Below are 18,850 nucleotides of genomic sequence, written 5' to 3' on the forward strand. Positions count from 1 at the left end.
ATAAAAACTAGTTTGACTCCCCTCCGATGACGTCATCATTCCGAACCGACTTGGTTTTTTTCTTCTCCACGAGCGTCATTTTACCAATTTTATAGCTGAATGTAATCTTTATATTCTGGTTGTATATATTGTTTACACTGACCTGATTAAACAGTGGAGAGTTAAGCGTGCTCTTGATTTTCATGCCTCCAAAAAAATTGTCTGCGGCCAGTCCAAGGCTACCTTTCTTGTTAGCAAATTCTTTGCGCAATCCTAGCGAGTACATGCCCATGCCACCTTGTACGCCTTGCAATTGAATTCTGTTTCCCCGAAAACCACCGAAGGCCTGAATACCCCAGCCTTTGGGCAGCTGTACCTGCGATTGGACCCGACCGCCAATCACAAAGCCAGAATTACTTACCAACTGCGAGGTTCCGTCCAAACCATTTTGCTGTCCTTCCAGGTAGTTATAGTACAGATCCACGCCACCGTTCAGGGTCCATTTTGGGGTAAGATACACATTACCAAATACATTGGCACCAAAGGTTTGCTCGTGGCCGATGTTTTCAAAAGTCGTTACAACTGCGCCTAACAATGTATCCGAAGGTGTGCTGATTCGGGTAATTCCGTTGCTTGTAGTCCGGCCAAAAAGCGAGAGATTGAGGTATGTTTTCTTGAAAGATGTACTCAGGCTTAGCTCTACGTTATCGGTCAGTTCCGGCTTCAACGAAGGATTTCCGATGCTGATATTTTGCGTATTGGCCAGGTTAAAGTTCGGGTTCAGCTGTTGCAGGCCGGGCCGTTGAATCCTTTTGTTGTAGGCCAGTTTCAGCGTAGAAGCTTTGCCAATCGCCTTTGAAATATTGATACTCGGCACTAGATTGGAATACGACGGAATATCGATTTCGCTGATTTGGTCCTTCGCATCAATCATCGTATGTTCAAAACGAGAGCCGATTTTGAAGGTATATTTGTTGGCCGTGGCAAAGGTATACGACAAATACCCGGCGGCAATATTCTGGTTGTAGTTGAGCATCCCGGCCGGGTTGCGCACATCGGTTGCAAATAGTCCGGAAGCTCCGGCAATTTGGTATTGAAAATCGCTGTTTACTTCCCGGAAAATTCCTTTTACTCCAACTTCAATTTGCTGATTCTTACCAATCGGATTTACGTAATCCGTTTGCAGCGTGATTTCTTTATTTACATTGCTGTTCAGGTTTTTTTGGCGTCCGGTCAGTTCCTGAGAGCCATTCAGCAAATCAGCGTCAAAGTTATTGGTCAAATTGCTCACACTATACAACGTAGAAACTGACCATTCCTGACCGGGTTTGAACGTCCGCAGATAGTCTACGTTGATGTCTACCGAGTTAGACAAATCCCGAACGTCTACGTTGCGATAATTTGTTGAATTAAGAATATTATCCGTAAATAATTTAGTGGTAAAATCCTGATCCCGCAGAAAATTCCGAGTTCCGAAATTCACTCCCGCCGTAATGGACTGGTTTTTGGCAAGGTCATAATCAAACCCAAGATTATAGCGTCCAAACATTCCAAAATCATGTGCATCCGCACTTTGCTGAGTTAACACACTCGCACCGTTCTGAATCGTACTTTGATCCAGCGTTACGAGTGCTTTGTTGTAAAAGGCCCGACCAAAGCCACCCAATGTTACGCCGAGCTTTCCGGTACGCAAGCTGCCATTCAGCCCCAGGTTGGAGCCGCGCAGGCCCGCGCCGGTGTCGAGGGTGAGAGTTAATCCTTCAAGCGTAGATTTCTTGGTGATAATATTGATAATTCCACCCGAACCTTCTGCATCATATTTTGCTGATGGCGAAGTGATTACTTCCACAGACTTAATCAAATCAGCCGGAATCATTTTGAGAGCATCCGCAATATTGCTGGCAATAATTGTAGAAGGTTTATTGTTGATCAAAACCCGAAGATTAGATGTTCCTCGCAGCGTTACATTCCCGTCAAAATCAACCGAAAGCATTGGTACTTTCCGTAAAATATCGGCGGCATCGCCGCCTTTGGACGTCAGGTCTTTCTCAGCATTGTACACCAGGCGATCCACTTTTTCTTCAATCAGCGACTTCTCGCCCGTAATATTCACGGCGTCGAGCATGATGGTATTTACTGAGAGTTTGATCACCCCCAAATCAAGATCTTTCCCTTTTTCAACGACAATCCCGTCAATGGTTTTGTTGGTATAGCCAATGAATGTAATCAGCAGCGAATACTCTCCTTCGGCAATTTTGGTAAGAGAAAATTTACCTTTATCATCTGCCACCGTGCCGTCTACGGGCTTTTTGGTGGTTTTGTCCAACAGCGCAACCGTGGCATATTCAACGGCTTTGGTGAGCGTGGAATCTACGACAAATCCACTGATTTTGGAGTTGCCTTTCGCAGTGTTCATTTCAAACAAAGGCTGCGCCGGGGCGTCGGTGCGGGGACGGCCGTTGCCATCGCCACTCGGGCGATTACCGCCCGGAAACTGAGCCTGAGCAGTCAAGCTGATCATTGCCAGGGTAAAGAGTACGAGTAGGTTCTTTTTCATGGTCCTTTTCTTGTGTAGTATTGATGTATAGATTTGGTACAGGTTGTGAGGTTTTTGATTTCCTGAACAAAGCAAGCGGTTCTATTTCATTTTATTTTCAGGAATAGACTGGCTGACAGGAAAACTCGACCAACCTCGTCTTTTGGGCTCTTTTGTCCCAAAACCTGACTTATAGAGCCGGACCGCTAGTTGATCGGTAAAATGTGGGGGAAGCGTCGAAAAGAGGGTTGTTTTGGTGCAGGTAATGGGGGAAATGCTTGTTATGTCTCAAAAACCTTTTGAACATTTGATCCGCCATCAGCGGGCCCGGGCATTTGCCAGGAAGTCTACCTTAGAATTATTGCTTGCAGGAGGAAATCCGCATATGCTCACCATCGTCCTAAAATCGAGTTATTCATCATAGAGTTTAAAAAAATCACATTCCGTATGGAATATCGTGCCCCGCGTACTCGCCTACTCCTACTCCATCTATCGTTTTGGACCGTCTATTTTTCGTTCTTTTTTTACCAGATTTCGTATGCCCGCCGTGGCGAGGAAGTTAACGTACCGCGCGCTTTGCTCGATGCGTCTACGCACATGCTCATTATGGCCGGGATTTCGTACCTCAACTATTTTTACTTTTTACCCCGCTTTCTCAAACACAAAAATTTCGGTCGCTATGTACTCGAACTCGCCTTGCCATTTATCTGCACGGTGACCTTCCATATTTTTCTGAAAAGAGCGATTTACGAAAACATCGGGAATCATCAATCCGGCTTTCTGAACTCCGAAAAGTTCCTGATTCAGCACACGCTCAGTACGTTTTTTATCGTCATTTTTATTGCCATGCTACGGTTTGCAGAAGAGTGGTTTTTGCTGGAAGCCAGAAAAAAAGAAATTGAAAATGAGAAACTTACGGCTGAATTACGGTTTTTGAAAGCACAGATTAATCCACATTTTTTGTTCAACACGCTCAATAATCTGTACTACCTTGCTTTTACGCAATCGCCCAATACGACAGTTGTGATTGATAACTTGTCGCAAATGATGCGGTACATGATTTATGAATCCAACCATCCGAAAGTGACCCTTAGTAAGGAAATCGAGTACATGGAAAATTACATCAGCCTGGAAAAACTGCGGCTCGACAATCAGGTTCCGATTGAGTTTACGGTAACAGGAAATCCCGAGCGGGTTATGATTGAGCCGTTCCTGTTCATTACGTTTCTTGAAAATGCTTTCAAGCACGGGGTGAGTAATAATTTTGCCGAGTCGTGGGTAAAAATAACAATCGAACTGAGCAATAACCGCTGTGTGTATACGGTCCAAAACAGTGCCCTGCCTGCCAAACCACCCGTTGAAAATAAATCCGGAATCGGGTTGCAGAATTTACAGCGCCGATTGGAACTAAGTTATCCCGGGCACTATACGCTACACGTAGATTCGCAGCCGGAAAAACATTCTATTCAACTGATCCTGAATTTACTATGAGCTACACCTGCCTCATTGTCGACGATGAGCCATTTGCCCGCAAACTCATGGAAGAGTATGTGGCCAAGGTTCCCGAATTACGGCTTGTACAGACGTGTTCAAGCCCATTGACGGCCATTGAAGTTCTCCGCGAGCAGGTCGTTGACATTCTTTTTCTGGATATAAATATGCCTGATATTACCGGAATTGGCTTACTGAAAATCCTGCAAAAAAAACCGCTTGTGGTCCTGACAACCGCTTACTCGGAGTACGCCCTGGAAGGCTACGAACTGGACGTGGCCGATTATCTGCTGAAACCCATCACGCTGGAACGCTTTCTTAAATCCGTAGAAAAAGTTTTGAATCGCCTGCGTAAGTCTGCTCCGGCAGAAGTTCCTGTGGCCGATAGCATCGCCCGTACGGAACCGCCTGGTCCCTACATTTTTGTAAAAGATGGTACCCGATTGGTTAAAATTCTGCTCAGTGAAATTCTGTACATTGAAGGCCTCAAAGATTATGTAGGAATTTACACGCGCGACAAAAAAATAGTTACTTTGCAAACCATGAAGGCGCTGGAAACGCAGCTTCCCGAAAGTCAGTTTATTCGCATCCACAATTCATTTATAGTAGCATTCGCGGCAATTGACGCCATTGATCGTGAAAAAGTACAAATCGGGAAAGCGTTTTTGCCGGTGAGCGATACCTACCGAAAGTCGTTTCGGGAGTTTATCGAAAAACATCAGGTTGGCGGGTAAATTTTTACTAAAAAAGGCTTACCACTCAATAAAGAAACAGTCAGGAGATCCATTTCATACGTTCACAAAATTACCATCCAATGAATCGCAGAGAAGCCGTTCAAAGAATCAGTTTGCTCATGGGAGGAGCGCTTTCGGCGCCCGCAATGGCCGGAATTCTGGGGCAAAAAACGAATATGGGGCACAGCCTTGCAGTATCGGCAGAACAGGAAGCCTTATTGGCGGAAGTTGCCGATGTCATTATACCCGCGACCTCGACGCCCGGAGCCAAGGCCGCCGGTGCCGAGAAATTTATCGTTCGGGTGATGCGCGACTGCTACCCAATAGCCGATCAGGAAAAATTTTATGCATCACTGGCCAACCTTGAAAAAGACAGCCGATCAGCACATGGCAAAAGCTTTGGCAGCCTGGAAAACGGGCAAAAAAAAGAACTGGTAAAGAAACTAACCGTTTCGGATCAACCATTTTTCAGACGAATGAAAGAGCTAACCACAATTGGTTACTTCACCTCTGAAATCGGCGCTACGCAGGCACTGGAATACGTAGAAGTTCCCGGAAAGTTTGAGGCCTGTATTCCGTACAAAGCCGGTCAAAAAGCCTGGGCGTTGTAAAAGATTCTGAACACGCACACCTACAAAAAGCACTTTCCATCAGGCTGTCTGATTTGGGAGGTGTTTGGGGCATAATCTTCCAGCATTAGAAATAGAAATCACCGAAATACTTCATAAAATCCAGGCAAATTAATTTTGATGAGTATTTTAGATTTAAAATAATTCACTTTCCAAAACAAAAAAACCTCCCACCACCAAACGGTAGCGGGAGGTTTTTTGCATTCAATTTGTCCAGTTAATTTACCGCCACGAGCGTCCGGGCCGGGGTTTCGATCAGATCGGTCGTGGATAACCGAATTTCTTTCAGAATGCGCTCATCACCATTACTGATTTCGAGCGTATAGCGTCCATCCTTAATTTGCGAAAAGTCAAAACTGCGCGCGTACTTTTTCATTTTTTTACCTAAAAACTCTTCGTGCAGCGTCTCTCCACTCTGATTCAGAAGGCGCACTACTACCCTTTCACCCGCCTGTTTTTCGAGGAGTAACTTCATGCTCAGGCTATCCTTCACGCGATACATACCGACCTGAAATGACTCACAAGAATTATTTTTGCATTCCTGAACGGTCGGCTTTAGGGTTGTTTCGGCCCACACGCTTCCATTCATCAACACGCCGCACAGGGCAACAGCCCACATTTTTTTTAGGTTTTTCATGGCTTTTGAAGTTTTGAGTTTAAGGTAAACTTTCACTCCAAAGACACCCGTCCCAACCCATGCGTTACGAGCCTGTGCCTAAACGGCCAAAAAAAAGGATGAACGGCGTTACCTACTGCGACCACTCTGTGGGCGTACGATCCCAGCGGTGTTTTTTCAATTCTTCAAGTAAAGCCTTTGGCAATAACGCACCGTCACTTGTGGCGACATTGGTGCGCACGTGTGGCAGCTTGCGCATGCCGGGAATCGTAGTGGCTACGTCGTCATTGGCCAAAATGAACCGCAGCGCCATTTCGGCCATCGTCATCCCTTCAGGAATCAGCGGTTTCAGCGCATCGGCATGTTCCACGCTGCTGTTCAGGTTTTGAGGAACGAAGTAGGTTGAGCGCCAGTCGTCAGCCGGAAAGGCCGTTTCTTTGGTAAAAGTACCTGTCAGCGTACCTTCATCAAACGGCACACGGGCAATTACGGCCACGTCTTTTTCACGACAGAGCGGAAACAGATTATCAATCGGCGCTTGATCAAAAATATTGTAGATTACCTGCACGGCATCCACGAGGCCCGTCTTTATGGTTTCCAGAGAATTATCTGGTTCCCAGCGATTGACACTAATTCCCCAGGCCTGCACTTTCCCGGCAGCGGTGAGTTTTTGAATCGCTTCTTTCCATTCATCCCGCGCCGCCCACTGATCTTCCCACACATGAAACTGCATGAGATCAATACAGTCAATGCCCAGATTGGCAAGGCTTTTTTCTGTGTATTCTACAATATAATCCGCCGGAAAAACTTCGTCGATAGTGAATTCAGGGCGCGAGGGCCATGTACGGTTTTTTGGAGGAATTTTGGTAGCAGCATAGAGTTTCTTATCAGGATTCCGGCGAATCAGTTCACCCAAAATCTGCTCGCTTTTGCCTTCTGCATAGCCCCAGGCCGTATCAAAAAAATTACACCCCAGCTCAACGGCCAAATCCAAAGAGGCCTCTACTTCCTTAATATCAGAGCCCGTCCACCCGGCAAGGCCCCACATGCCGTAGCCAATTTCACTAACTTGCCAGCCCGTACGGCCAAATTTTCGGTATTGCATCGTAGTTTTTAAATTAAGTAAAAGGTTAATTGAAAATAGGATCTATTTGAAGAAAGGCAAGTTGTCGAAAAAATCAAGGAAACAAAAATCATTCCGTGATTACCCTTTGTGCTGCACTATCTAGTATTACTGAAAGTCATGTGGATACGTACAATTGCTTAAAATCTATACCCAAAAATCTCAAAAAATCGTTACTACCGTATCAGAATTGGTCTTAACGTGGTAAGAAAAATTTTGTATATTCGTTTTGAATCGTAGGCTGTGGCCTGTTTAGTTGCCTTAATTTATGGATGTAAAAAGCTTGCTTTATCGTTTGACTTCCCTCTTTTTGATCATGTCCCTGATGGGCTGGAAAAAAGTGGAGACGCCTTCGGAGCAAATGCTGAATTACTGCCAGTTGTTCCAAAAAATTCAGGTAGATGTTCGCGAACAAACTGTTTCGCCAGATTCGGCCGCACGGGCTTTTCAGGAAGTGATGCGGAAAATTCAGCAGCAACTTACTCACCCGGACTCGTGCCGCAGTGAACAACAATCGACTGCATTTGTGTATCCGCTACGCGGCTATCAACCCAAATATTCTATTGGTGGCGGAGGCCGCGGCTACTACAACAAGGGCTTCAACCTTTTCGATATGGAAGTCAAGAGCGGTCACCCTGCCCATGATTTGTTTATACGTGATGGCAATCAGGATAATCTCGACGACCGCATGTGCCTGCCCGTTGACCTGCTTGCTATCAGTTCCGGAATTGTACTTGCTACCGAAACCAACTGGCAACCCGAAAGCGAACTGCGGGGTGGTAATTTTATTTGGGTGTATGACCCTTGTCTGAACGGACTGTTTTACTATGCCCACAACAGCCGTGTGGTGGTTGAGCCTGGACAATGGGTGAAAGCCGGTGAGAAAATCGGCGAAGTGGGTCGCACAGGTTTCAATGCCTACAAAGAGCGTTCGCCTACGCACCTGCATCTGATGTTTTTACGCCTTGATGCTGATTTTTTACCCGAACCCGAAAATACAATTGACTGGCTCCGAAATGCTGAAACCAGAGAATGGTAAAAGCCACAAATAGAACGTTTTGATGTTCTTTCCGTGGCTTTTTTGGGTATTTTTCAAAAAATTCAGGCAACTACTTCTACCTTCACTTTAAGTAAAAATTCATCCATTTCTATCTGCACCGCGGTGCCATTCATGTCGGGTACAAGGTCCAAACCTACGGCCTGCACTTCCTGACAAATATAGGCAAGCTGACTGTTGATTGCGTCGGTTAGCGTGGCGTCGTCGTCCTGTAAACTTATCTGAATTTTATCCGTCACGTCAAATCCGCTTTCTTTTCGCAGATTTTGAATCCGGTTAACAAAATCCCGCGCAATACCTTCCTGACGCAACTCGTCCGTAATAGTCATGTCGAGCGCAACGGTCAGACCACCTTCGCTTGCCACGAGCCATCCGGGCACATCCTCCGCCAGAATTTCTACCTCGTGCAGCGTGATGTAGGCCGGATTTTCAGAATCTGCCAGCGATAAAGCAAACTCATTGGTCGTTTCCAGTACCTGAATATCGGCTTCATTCATAGCCGAAATAGCGGCCGCAACCTGCTTCATTTTTGAGCCAAACTTAGGCCCCAGCGCTTTGAAGTTTGGTTTAATTTTCTTTTTCAAAATTCCGCTGTCATCCTGCACAAACTCAACAGTTTTAATATTGACTTCGGACAAAACAATAGGAACTACGCGCTCAATCTGCCGGCGGGTTTTTGGATTCAAAACCGGAATCAAAATCTTGGATAACGGTTGCCGAACCTTGATTTTGTGGCCCTTGCGGAGCGAATGAACCAACGAACTGATGTCCTGCGCCAGTTGCATGGACTCTTCCAGGTCAGTATCAATCTGCTCGTATTCTACCTGATGCCAGTCTGTCAAATGCACCGACACGTGCGGGTATGCCTGGCTTCCGTCTACCGGGATTTGACGCGAATGATCGGTCAGATTTTTATAGAGCCATTCGCCAAAGAACGGTGCAATTGGCGACATTAACTGACTCACTACCAGCAAGCACTGTTGCAGCGTTTCGTAAGCAGCCTGCTTGTCGGGAGTCAATGTGCCGCTTCCCGAACTACCTGTCCAAAAGCGCCGACGCGACAAACGCACGTGCCAGTTGGAAAGCTGATCGCACACAAAATCCTGAATCAATCGTCCGGCTTTTGTGGGATTATAGTTTTCGTACTGTTCGCCCGTTTCTTTAATCAACGTATTCAGCTTGGACAAAATCCACCGATCCAGTTCCGACAATTGGTCGTGCGGAATGCGGGCCGTAGCGTCGGGCGTAAACCCGTCGAGGTTGGCGTACAGGGCATAAAAATTGTAGGTATTAAACAGCGTTCCGAAAAATTTGCGCTGCACTTCGCCAATTCCTTCGAGATTAAATTTAAGGTTGTCCCAGGGCTCGGCATTCGTAATCATGTACCAGCGAGTCGCATCGGGGCCGTAAGTACCGAGGGTTTGAAAAGGATCAACGGCATTGCCCAGGCGTTTGGACATTTTGTTGCCGTTTTTGTCCAGCACCAGGCCGGTAGAAACTACATTTTTGAAAGCCACGGAGTCAAACAGCATACCGGCAATGGCGTGCAGCGTAAAGAACCATCCTCGGGTTTGGTCTACGCCTTCGCTGATAAAATCGGCGGGGTAGCTATGATTAAATATATCGTGATTTTCAAACGGATAGTGCCATTGGGCGTAGGGCATTGCGCCCGAGTCAAACCACACGTCAATCAGGTCGGTTTCACGTTTCAGCAAATTTCCGTTGGCCGACATGAGGAAAATCTCATCCACAAATGGTCGGTGCAAATCCATTTTTTCGGATTGCGAGGCTTGTAGAAATACCTCATTTTTGGACAGATATTCCTGCCACTCGATTTCTCCGGCTTCTATCTTTGCCTGAAACTGTTCATTTGCCGTCCGGCACGCTTCCTGCAATTCTGCGACCGAGCCAATGCAAACTTCCTCGCCCGATTCGCTGCGCCAAATCGGCAGCGGAGTGCCCCAATAGCGGCTTCGGCTGAGGTTCCAGTCCACCAGATTTTCGAGCCAGTTTCCAAAACGTCCGGTTCCGGTACTTTCGGGTTGCCAGTTAATGGTTTTGTTAAGCGCCACGAGCCGTTCCTTCATCGCAGTGGTCCGGATAAACCAGCTGTCGAGCGGATAGTACAGCACGGGTTTGTCGGTACGCCAGCAATGCGGGTACGGGTGTTCGTATTTTTCAACTTTAAACGCCTTCCCTTCTTCTTTGAGCTTAATGGCGATCAGCACGTCCGTCGGCCTGAATGCCGGATCGGCCTGTTCTTCGACGGAGTAGTATTCCGGTTTTACGTACCGTCCACCAAACTCACCGATTTCGGCAACAAACCTACCCTGACGATCCACAATTGGCACATCTTTTCCGTTTTCATCCTGCACCATAATGGGCGGAATGCCGTTGGCCTGCGCCACCCGGAAGTCGTCCGCGCCAAAGGTCGGCGATGTATGCACCACGCCGGTGCCGTCTTCGGTCGTAACAAAGTCGCCCAGAATAACCCGAAAAGCGGGAGTTTTGGGCTGAACGTAAGGCATGAGTTGTTCATATTCAACACCTTCCAGGTCACGGCCTTTGCACTCGGCTACAACTTGCCACGGCAATACTTTCTTATCACTATCAGCAAATCCTTCAAAATCTCCGTCTTTTCCTTTCTCAGAAAAATATTTACCCAGAAGCACCTTTGCCAAAACCACATGAACGGGTGCATAGGTATACGGATTGAAGGTTTTGACAACTACATAATCAATCGATGCGCCAACGGTCAAAGCAGAGTTGGCCGGAAGGGTCCAGGGCGTGGTGGTCCAGGCCAGAATCCGAATATCTTCCTGAGCGAGAGCTTTAAAAACCGTATAATTTTCCGGCGTTTTCACCTTAAACATCGCCACAATCGTCGTGTCCTTCACCTCTTTATAGGTGCCGGGCATGTTGAGCTCGTGCGACGAAAGGCCGGTACCAGCGGCAGGGGAATACGGCTGAATTGTATATCCTTTGTAAAGCAGATTTTTATCGTAAAGCTTTTTGAGTAAGCTCCACAGACTTTCGATGTAGTTGTTTTCGTAGGTAATGTAAGGATCTTCCAGGTCTACCCAATAGCCCATCTTTTCGGTCAGATCATTCCACTGATCCGTAAATTTCATGACCGTTTGGCGGCATTTGGCGTTGTATTCTTCGATACTGATTTTTGTACCAATATCTTCTTTTGTAATTCCCAGCTCTTTTTCTACCTGTAATTCGATGGGCAGCCCGTGGGTATCCCAGCCGCCTTTGCGCTTCACCTGAAAGCCGCGGAGCGTTTTGTAACGGCAAAAAATATCTTTAATCGTCCGGGCCATCACGTGGTGAATCCCCGGCGCGCCATTGGCCGAAGGCGGCCCCTCAAAAAAAGTAAAGGAAGGATTTCCTTCCCGAACATGTACCGATTGTTCAAAAATGGTATTTTCTTTCCAGAAGTCCAGCACCTCATCGGCAAGCTTCGGATAGCTTAGATTTTTATACTCTTTGTATTTCACGGAAATATTGGCAAATTTTTGAAATGCAAATTTAGGCATTTTTTGTCCCGCGAGGAAATTCGCTGCTCTTTCACTTTCTGACTTTCCGGAAGGTGGTTTTGAAGGAATGATGGGCTTTCATCCCAGGTAATTAAGCAGATTTCTATTACAACACACTATTTTTCTCAATGCTTTAATCTAAATGATTTAATAAACTAGCAGTTTCATGGTTTCATTTACGAGCTGAATTCCTTTTTTTTGTTAAAATTATTTTCATTTACGTGACACCCTTATCCAATTTTTCTTTCGGTTCGTTCGGGGCCCGGGCTCGTCGGGCCGGGCTTGATGGCTTTCTTTTGGCTTTGTTCGGTGCCTTGTTTCTGGCGTATTTATGGCCTTATCCCGGCTCCTCAGAGGCTCCTTTTCAGTTGGCTAAACTAGCGAATTACGGCGTCTCCATTATCTTTTTTTTCTATGGGTTAAAATTAAATCCGGCACAGCTCCGAACCGGCCTGAGCAACATTCGTCTCCATCTGCTGATTCACGTTTCTACATTTATTCTATTCCCAATTCTCATTTTGGGAATTAAACCTTTTTTTCAAAGTCCTGACAATCAAACGCTCTGGCTTGGACTTTTCTTTCTGGCCGCCTTGCCTTCCACCGTTTCTTCGTCGGTGGTGATGGTTTCTCTGGCCAAAGGAAATTTGCCCGCGGCCATCTTCAACGCCAGTATTTCCAGTCTCATCGGCGTTTTCATCACGCCCCTTTGGTTTGGGTTGGTTATGGATACAACCGCCATTGACTTTGAACTTTCCGGTGTCATTATAAAGCTTATCATTCAGGTGGTTTTACCTGTGGTTCTGGGTTTGCTATTACACCGCAAGTTGGGTGCGTGGGCTGAAAAATACCGCACTCAGTTACGCTATTTTGATCAAAGCATCATCATCCTGATTGTCTACACGGCCTTTTGCGAATCTTTTGCAGCCAATATGTTTGACGCTATTGAATGGAAAGACCTTTTTTTACTTAGTATCGGCACCGTCGCCCTGTTCTTTTTGGTTTATGGCCTCATTCTCTTTATCTGTCGTGCGCTATCTTTTTCACGGGAAGACACCATCACTGCGTTGTTTTGCGGGTCAAAAAAATCGCTGGTGCAGGGAGCGGTTATGTCCAAAATTTTGTTTGCCGGACTTGCCAGCAGCGGGCTGATCCTGTTGCCCATCATGATTTATCATGCCTTTCAGCTACTGATTGTGAGCTCGTTGGCTCAGCGATATAGCCGTAATTCTCCTTAGGAACGTAAGCAGGAGTATTCTTTGTTTAATGAAGTGAAGGTGAACTACCTAGTCCTCAATATCTATAAAAATATTTTCCAGCCTATGCGCTTCATACAAACCATTTTCAGGTTAGCTCTCTTCTTTATTCTCATTGTCGGTATTATTTCTTTATGGGAAAATTACCGGGCCGGAAGTTGGCTACCGGATTGGTTTTCAAGGGAAAATAAAACGGAAACTACCCAAACTGTGGTTTTGCAGGAAATTACTTCGCTGGGCAAGCTCGAACTGGTACGGTACAATTTCAAGGATGTAGTGGAGCAGCAAATTGTGAAAGATTGGCTGCCCAATGCAAAGGCCGTCTTGATTGTACAGGGAGAAGCTGTTGGTTGCGTGGATCTTACCAAAATGGACATTGCCGATATAGAAGCCGGGAAGGATACACTTGTGGTACATTTGCCTGAGCCTGAGCTATGTGTATTCAAAATTGACCATCAGCGTTCCAAAGTTTATAACACAGAATATGCTTTTATGGAAGAAGCGCAGCTGGTACAGGAAGGCTACCAAAAAGCTGAGCAGCAAATCAAACAATCGGCGCTGGATATGGGAATATTGGATCAGACCAAAGAAAATGCTGTCAAACTCCTTACCCCAATGCTCGAACGAGCCTCAGGTCGGAAGGTTGTCATCCGCTTTTCGATGCAGGCACGACTTGAAAAACTACGCTGATTCAGGCATTCAACTGACTGTTGAAATCGTCTTTTAATCCCACGCCACTCAGTTGATTTTTCTTCATTTCGGTTAATAAATAGACAATTTTCTCCGTTGCCCGTTCGTACGAAAGGCCATCCGGCCGGATGTTGGAAATACAATTACGGCTCTCGTCGGTCAGCCCCGGTTTGGGGCGATATGTCAGGTAAGCACCCATACTATCAGGCGATGTAAGGCCGGGACGCTCGCCAATAAGTATCAGCACCATTTCGGATTGTTGGTAAAACCCAATTTCATCCGCTACCGCTACCCGCGCCTGCGACACCACGCCTACGGGAGCCATCTGCCAGCCGAGGGCTTTCATTTGTGGCACCAGCAAACCAATAATTTGCGGGGCATGCGCATTGACGGCACTTGCCGACAGACCATCGGCCACCACAATGCTAAGCTCATTTGGTGGCATGACTTGCTCTTTCAGATGTTGTCGGGACGGCTCGTTAAGGCGGCGGCCCAAGTCGGGACGAAGTAAAAACTCCCGCCTATCCCTTGCTTGACTTTGCAGAAAAAGCGCTGAAAGCCCCAAAGTACTTACTTGATATTTAATCCATTCCTGATCAAATATCGAGTACACTGCATCGCGTGCCCGGGCGTGATCAAGATTAAATTCGAGAAGCTGACGGGTAGGAATGCTGTGCCCGCTGCGGCCCAAAGCCAGCCGGGCGGGCGTAAATTGCCGGAGATATTCCCAATCGTCAGGTTGCGTGAGCTGAGTCATACGTTCTATTTTTAGTATCTAAAAAAGTCAGGACCTGGGAATCAACTGTAAAAGTCGCTGTCTTGACTCGGACGCCAGGCTGCGGAATTGCTCATCCATAATTCCCATGTTCAAAAGCCAGCTTTCAAACTCCGGTGACGGCCTCATTCCCAACACCTTTCGGAGATACAGCGCATCGTGAAAAGAGGTACTTTGGTAATGCAGCATGATGTCGTCAGCGCCCGGTACGCCCATGATAAACGTGGCTCCGGCCACACCCATCAGCGTCAGCATATTGTCCATATCGTCCTGATCGGCTTCGGCATGGTTGGTATAGCAAATGTCAATTCCCATCGGCAAACCCAGCAATTTTCCACAACAAATATCTTCAAGACCCGCTCGGATAATTTGTTTGCCATCGTAAAGGTATTCGGGACCAATAAATCCAACAACGGTATTGACCAGCAACGGATCAAACGCCCGTGCCACGGCATAGGCCCGGGCTTCGCAGGTTTGCAGGTCAAGTCCGTGATGTGCGTTGGCCGACAGTGCCGCTCCCTGCCCGGTTTCAAAATACATGAGTTGATTGCCAACGGTACCCCGATTCAGGCTTAGTGCTGCTTCTTTTGCCTCTTGAAGAAGGGAAAGATTTATTCCAAAAGAAGAATTGAGCGCTTCGGTACCACCAATGGATTGAAAAACAAGGTCGACCGGTGCGCCCAGTTCGATCAGCCGCAGGGTGGTGGTAACGTGGCTAAGCACGCAGCTTTGGGTTGGAATCTCGAAGCGCTGCCGCACGGTATCAATCATTTCCAGGAGCTTGCCAACGGTTTGCACATGATCGGTGGCGGGATTGATGCCAATAACGGCATCGCCGCTACCGTACAATAGTCCGTCAATCAACGATGCGGCAATGCCCCGGTAGTCGTCGGACGGGTGATTGGGCTGCAGCCGCGTAGAAAGCCGCCCGGGCAGGCCAATTGTATTTCTAAATCGGGTCGTAACCTGACATTTGGAAGAGACCGAAATCAGATCCTGAATACGCATAAGCTTACTTACAGCTGCCACCATTTCGGGCGTCAGGCCGGGGCTCAGTTGGGTAAGCGTACTGCTTGTGGTCAGATCTGAGAGCAGGAAATCGCGGAATTCGCCCACCGTCAGGGACCGAATCGGAGCAAAGGCCTCTGCCTTGTGCGTATCGAGAATCAGCCGGGTAACTTCGTCTTTTTCGTAAGGAATGAGTGGTTCTTGCAGAAAAATGGTTAGTGGCAAATCTGCCAGACATAGTTGAGCCGCAACCCGTTCTTCGGCACTTTGGGCAGCCACACCGGCAAGTTGATCACCGGAGCGAAGCGGAGAAGCCTTTGCAAGTACGGTTTTTAGGTCGGCAAATGTGTAGGAAATTCCTCGAACACTGTGGCTGAAAGGCATAGCAGATTCGCTGTTAAAAGAAAGTGATCACGATATATAGTACTGCACGGCGGTCACGGTAGGCCCCTTGCCTCGTGTATAAAGCTAGGAATTTTGATCCAATTTTTGGGCAATTCTATACTCAATCATTTTCTGAAAACATTCAGGCACAAAAAAAGCGGCAGGAAAAATCCCGCCGCTCACAACGCTTTTCTGGAAAAAGTTATACTACAACCACTGAATTTTCCTCAGAGGCTACACCTGCTGATACATACTTATCAGCGGCCCAGTCATTTTCCCATTTTTGTCCATCCAGCAAATACCGGAACTGATACTCCTTACCGAGTTCGAGTTCAAGAATTGCCTTGTATGAACCATCTTTTTGCTTCTTTAAGTAAGTTGCTTCGTTCGTATTCCATTCGTTGAAATCACCCACAAGAGCTACTTCTTTTGAATCGGTCGCGGCTTCAGCCGGTACAGAGAACGTTACTTTGCAAACAGGTTTGCTTTTCAGATATTGTTTTGTCAAAGCCATAGTGTTGTTGGTGTTAATAAGTTGACCTTACAAAGGTATATAATATTTTTTTTAATTCCATGAATATCAATAAGATGTATATATTTTAACTTGAAATAGTCCTATAAAGTACTTTTTCCTACGTTGCTTTACCGCTCAACGCAAGGTGTATCTCAGCCCCAAAAACCCGCGAAGTCCCTGATTGGGCGCATACACATAGCTCGGGTCAAAAGTCAGTTGATTCGGATTTTCAAGCGTTCTGATTACCTCTCCATTTTCATTAAAAATAACGTGCCTGTCAAACGGATCATGCGCCCGGGCGATGGAATTTGACGGCGGACGGAAGTTCAAAAGGTTTTTTATTCCTCCATACAGTTCCAGTTTTTCCCCAATATTTTTGGTAAGCTGAATGTTTTGCAACGACCAAACGGGTGAAAATTCAGCTCGGGGATCAAACTCACTCAATATTGGCAGCCGCATTGGGCCATATACATTCCCGGTATAATCCAGTGTCAGGCCTGCCCGTTGTGAAGTGTATGTCACTGCCCAGGTACCCATAAATCGTTCGGTCAGAACGGGCCGCACACGTTGTCCGTCAGTTACCTGAAAATTGTCCATAATTGTAACACCCGCCACGAGTTTCAGGGGTGCGTACAGGTTCACATCCAGATTCAGGCTCAGGCCTTTACTCTCGGCATAGCCTCGCAAATTATCATAAATAATCTGATTGGGATTGGTGTCATAGTCGGGCAAAATTCGGTTGCTAAACCGCGTATAAAAAAGTGAGGCGTCGATGCCTATAAAGGAATTTCCAGCCACAATTTTTTTGACAAAATTCAGGTTCGCATTCCAGCTTTGTTCGGGTTTGAGCGCTTCTTTTACCACCACTTGTCGCGCACCGGTAAGGGCGGCGTGGTCTTCGGTGAATAAATTCACAACCCGGTAGCCCCGGCCAATGTTGAGACGAATGGCGTCGGTCGTGTTTAATTTTATTTTGTAGGCCGCACGAGGCGTTAGGATACTGCCATGCCGCGAGTTGTAATCGTAGCGCATGCCGAGCAACACGGTGTGTGCGCCCAACGTAATTTCATCCTGCAAAAACAAACCCGGCAGTGTAATCCGATCGGGCTTATTTTGACCCTGTTCCGTAGCCGTAGCCGGCGTATTGTCATCATAATAGGTAAAACGCAAAGGTGCGCCTGCCAGCAAGGTATGCTTGCCAAGCTGCTTGTCCCATAGCAATTGTCCAAAAGCAATTGCCTGACGCGCCTGATAGGGTACATTGCCATAAAAGGAATCCTGATCGTGTAAATTGAAGGAGTACTGAACACTCAATTTTTCGTTTCCCGGCAAGTCGTACCGGCCAAAAGCCTCCACTCTGCTTGTATAAATACTTTCACCATACACCTCATCTCCTCCCCGATTGGCGGGCGTCCACTGCATTTGTCCGCCCCAGCGATCTTCATAAAAATACCTCACTGCCAGCGTTGCCTGTTTGTTTTGAGGGCGCTGTACGCTCCATTTATTAAAGATCGAAATCCGGTGTTGCAGCGTCAGGTCCGTAAATCCATCCTGATTGGTATCCATTGGATTTTGGTAACTGAAATAGTTAATGCCTAACAGAGAAGACGTTTTGTTGCCGGCAGATAGCTTTACACCTATATCGATATTAGTATCAAGCCAATTGCTGCTAAAAACATCCGCAGAAAAAGCTGGCGCACGGGAAACACTTTTGGTAATAATATTGATCAAACCGCCTACCGCTTCGGAACCGTAGAGCGTCGATGCCGGGCCTTTCACGATCTCTACGCGTTCGATGAGGCTATTTGGAATGCCCACTAAACCATACACCGTTGACAAACCGCTGACGATTGGCGTGCCGTCCAACAGCACCATTGTGTAGGGGCCTTCGAGCCCGTTGATGTGAATATCGCCCGTATTGCATACGTTGCAGTTGAGCTGTGGACGCACGCCGTTGACGTACGTAAGTGATTCAAAAATGCTGGGTACGGGGTTTTTGTAAAGAAATTTTTGGGTAATTACATCCACCGGAACCGAGCTGTCGAGCTTGGAAACTTCTTTCATTGTGCCCGTAACGACTACCTCGTCAAGTTGCCCGGCTTCTTCTTCCAGCGAAACATTCATCGAAAATGTCTTCCCGTTTTCCAGCTGCACAACTTCCCGATGACTCCGATACCCAACAGCTGAGATAAGTACCGTGTATTTTCCGACGGGTATGCCGCTCATTTTGAAACTGCCAACGGAGTCGGCTATGGTACCTAAGGAATTATCTTTTAGGGCAATAGCGGCAAAACTAACCCCTTCGCCGTTTGCCCGGACGGTGCCTTCCAGCGTAGCCTGTGCATGTACGGAAATACTCCCCAACAGCATCAGCATCCACGCCACGAGTATTTTATTTGACATATCTATTATTTTATTTTTAATTATCACAAATAATTTTTTATCAAAATTAAAAATAAAACGTTATTACTCAAATATAATTTTTAGATTAATCTAAATTTAACAAATACTAAGAAAAA

14 protein-coding genes are annotated in these 18,850 nt (G+C 46.6%); 6 read left to right on the top strand and 8 right to left on the bottom strand.

What is annotated here, in order from left to right:
- Positions 1 to 7: 7 nt before the first annotated feature.
- Positions 8 to 2,536, bottom strand: coding sequence for a TonB-dependent receptor domain-containing protein (locus EZE20_RS13575; protein WP_132118516.1), 2,529 nt, complete (start codon positions 2,534 to 2,536; stop codon positions 8 to 10).
- Positions 2,537 to 2,962: 426 nt separating this feature from the next.
- On the opposite strand from EZE20_RS13575, the gene EZE20_RS13580 reads away from it, so the two are divergent.
- From EZE20_RS13580 to EZE20_RS13590, 3 genes are all read left to right on the top strand, one after another.
- Complete coding sequence (locus tag EZE20_RS13580; RefSeq protein ID WP_132118518.1) at positions 2,963 to 4,006, top strand: sensor histidine kinase; 1,044 nt, start codon at positions 2,963 to 2,965, stop codon at positions 4,004 to 4,006.
- Positions 4,003 to 4,740, top strand: a complete 738-nt coding sequence (locus EZE20_RS13585; RefSeq protein ID WP_132118520.1) for a LytR/AlgR family response regulator transcription factor — start codon at positions 4,003 to 4,005, stop codon at positions 4,738 to 4,740. Before EZE20_RS13580 ends, EZE20_RS13585 begins: the two co-directional genes overlap by 4 nt.
- Positions 4,741 to 4,820: 80 nt before the next feature.
- Positions 4,821 to 5,351: a gluconate 2-dehydrogenase subunit 3 family protein gene (locus EZE20_RS13590; protein ID WP_132118522.1), complete on the top strand. Its 531-nt coding sequence runs from the start codon at positions 4,821 to 4,823 to the stop codon at positions 5,349 to 5,351.
- 235 nt (positions 5,352 to 5,586) lie between these two features.
- Here EZE20_RS13590 and EZE20_RS13595 read toward each other — a convergent pair whose 3' ends face one another.
- Both EZE20_RS13595 and EZE20_RS13600 read right to left on the bottom strand, forming a co-directional pair.
- Positions 5,587 to 6,006 (bottom strand): hypothetical protein, encoded by a 420-nt coding sequence (locus EZE20_RS13595; RefSeq protein ID WP_132118524.1) that lies wholly within the window; start codon positions 6,004 to 6,006, stop codon positions 5,587 to 5,589.
- Between the two features lie 112 nt (positions 6,007 to 6,118).
- Positions 6,119 to 7,090 carry an aldo/keto reductase gene (locus EZE20_RS13600; protein ID WP_132118526.1) on the bottom strand — a complete coding sequence of 324 codons (972 nt, stop codon included), beginning with the start codon at positions 7,088 to 7,090 and terminating at the stop codon, positions 6,119 to 6,121.
- 286 nt (positions 7,091 to 7,376) lie between these two features.
- Here EZE20_RS13600 and EZE20_RS13605 point away from each other — a divergent pair, with 286 nt between their 5' ends.
- Entirely contained in the window at positions 7,377 to 8,147 is a 771-nt protein-coding gene (locus EZE20_RS13605) for a M23 family metallopeptidase (RefSeq protein ID WP_132118528.1), read from the top strand.
- A gap of 62 nt (positions 8,148 to 8,209) precedes the next feature.
- Here the strand turns inward: EZE20_RS13605 and ileS are convergent, their stop codons facing one another.
- Positions 8,210 to 11,707 carry an isoleucine--tRNA ligase gene (gene ileS, locus EZE20_RS13610; RefSeq protein WP_132118530.1) on the bottom strand — a complete coding sequence of 1,166 codons (3,498 nt, stop codon included), beginning with the start codon at positions 11,705 to 11,707 and terminating at the stop codon, positions 8,210 to 8,212.
- A gap of 221 nt (positions 11,708 to 11,928) precedes the next feature.
- On the opposite strand from ileS, the gene EZE20_RS13615 reads away from it, so the two are divergent.
- Both EZE20_RS13615 and EZE20_RS13620 read left to right on the top strand, forming a co-directional pair.
- Positions 11,929 to 12,942 (top strand): bile acid:sodium symporter family protein, encoded by a 1,014-nt coding sequence (locus EZE20_RS13615; protein WP_132118532.1) that lies wholly within the window; start codon positions 11,929 to 11,931, stop codon positions 12,940 to 12,942.
- Positions 12,943 to 13,026: 84 nt separating this feature from the next.
- Positions 13,027 to 13,650 carry a DUF4230 domain-containing protein gene (locus EZE20_RS13620; protein ID WP_132118534.1) on the top strand — a complete coding sequence of 208 codons (624 nt, stop codon included), beginning with the start codon at positions 13,027 to 13,029 and terminating at the stop codon, positions 13,648 to 13,650.
- Position 13,651: 1 nt separating this feature from the next.
- On the opposite strand, the gene eutC is transcribed toward EZE20_RS13620, so the two are convergent.
- The 4 genes from eutC to EZE20_RS13640 all read right to left on the bottom strand — a co-directional run bounded on the left by eutC (position 13,652) and on the right by EZE20_RS13640 (position 18,734).
- Positions 13,652 to 14,407 carry an ethanolamine ammonia-lyase subunit EutC gene (gene eutC / locus EZE20_RS13625; protein WP_132118536.1) on the bottom strand — a complete coding sequence of 252 codons (756 nt, stop codon included), beginning with the start codon at positions 14,405 to 14,407 and terminating at the stop codon, positions 13,652 to 13,654.
- Positions 14,408 to 14,434: 27 nt separating this feature from the next.
- On the bottom strand, positions 14,435 to 15,817 hold the full coding sequence (locus tag EZE20_RS13630; RefSeq protein ID WP_132118538.1) for an ethanolamine ammonia-lyase subunit EutB: 1,383 nt from the start codon (positions 15,815 to 15,817) through the stop codon (positions 14,435 to 14,437).
- 202 nt (positions 15,818 to 16,019) lie between these two features.
- The gene (locus EZE20_RS13635; RefSeq protein ID WP_132118540.1) at positions 16,020 to 16,331 is read right to left on the bottom strand and encodes an isoamylase early set domain-containing protein; all 312 of its coding nucleotides are present in this window, start codon (positions 16,329 to 16,331) and stop codon (positions 16,020 to 16,022) included.
- Positions 16,332 to 16,466: 135 nt separating this feature from the next.
- The gene (locus EZE20_RS13640) at positions 16,467 to 18,734 is read right to left on the bottom strand and encodes a TonB-dependent receptor (RefSeq protein WP_132118542.1); all 2,268 of its coding nucleotides are present in this window, start codon (positions 18,732 to 18,734) and stop codon (positions 16,467 to 16,469) included.
- Positions 18,735 to 18,850: the final 116 nt, after the last annotated feature.

This window comes from Arundinibacter roseus (assembly GCF_004348825.1).
Taxonomy (GTDB): Bacteria; Bacteroidota; Bacteroidia; order Cytophagales; family Spirosomataceae; genus Arundinibacter; species Arundinibacter roseus.

Bases quoted from the DNA above. Each gene is read 5' to 3' on its own strand.
- eutC (WP_132118536.1), bottom strand. From the start codon at position 14,407: ATGACTCAGCTCACGCAACCTGACGATTGGGAATATCTCCGGCAATTT.
- EZE20_RS13595 (WP_132118524.1), bottom strand. From the start codon at position 6,006: ATGAAAAACCTAAAAAAAATGTGGGCTGTTGCCCTGTGCGGCGTGTTG.
- EZE20_RS13585 (WP_132118520.1), top strand. From the start codon at position 4,003: ATGAGCTACACCTGCCTCATTGTCGACGATGAGCCATTTGCCCGCAAA.
- EZE20_RS13590 (WP_132118522.1), top strand. From the start codon at position 4,821: ATGAATCGCAGAGAAGCCGTTCAAAGAATCAGTTTGCTCATGGGAGGA.
- EZE20_RS13575 (WP_132118516.1), bottom strand. From the start codon at position 2,536: ATGAAAAAGAACCTACTCGTACTCTTTACCCTGGCAATGATCAGCTTG.
- EZE20_RS13605 (WP_132118528.1), top strand. From the start codon at position 7,377: ATGGATGTAAAAAGCTTGCTTTATCGTTTGACTTCCCTCTTTTTGATC.
- EZE20_RS13635 (WP_132118540.1), bottom strand. From the start codon at position 16,331: ATGGCTTTGACAAAACAATATCTGAAAAGCAAACCTGTTTGCAAAGTA.
- EZE20_RS13600 (WP_132118526.1), bottom strand. From the start codon at position 7,090: ATGCAATACCGAAAATTTGGCCGTACGGGCTGGCAAGTTAGTGAAATT.
- EZE20_RS13580 (WP_132118518.1), top strand. From the start codon at position 2,963: ATGGAATATCGTGCCCCGCGTACTCGCCTACTCCTACTCCATCTATCG.
- ileS (WP_132118530.1), bottom strand. From the start codon at position 11,707: ATGCCTAAATTTGCATTTCAAAAATTTGCCAATATTTCCGTGAAATAC.
- EZE20_RS13630 (WP_132118538.1), bottom strand. From the start codon at position 15,817: ATGCCTTTCAGCCACAGTGTTCGAGGAATTTCCTACACATTTGCCGAC.
- EZE20_RS13640 (WP_132118542.1), bottom strand. From the start codon at position 18,734: ATGTCAAATAAAATACTCGTGGCGTGGATGCTGATGCTGTTGGGGAGT.
- EZE20_RS13620 (WP_132118534.1), top strand. From the start codon at position 13,027: ATGCGCTTCATACAAACCATTTTCAGGTTAGCTCTCTTCTTTATTCTC.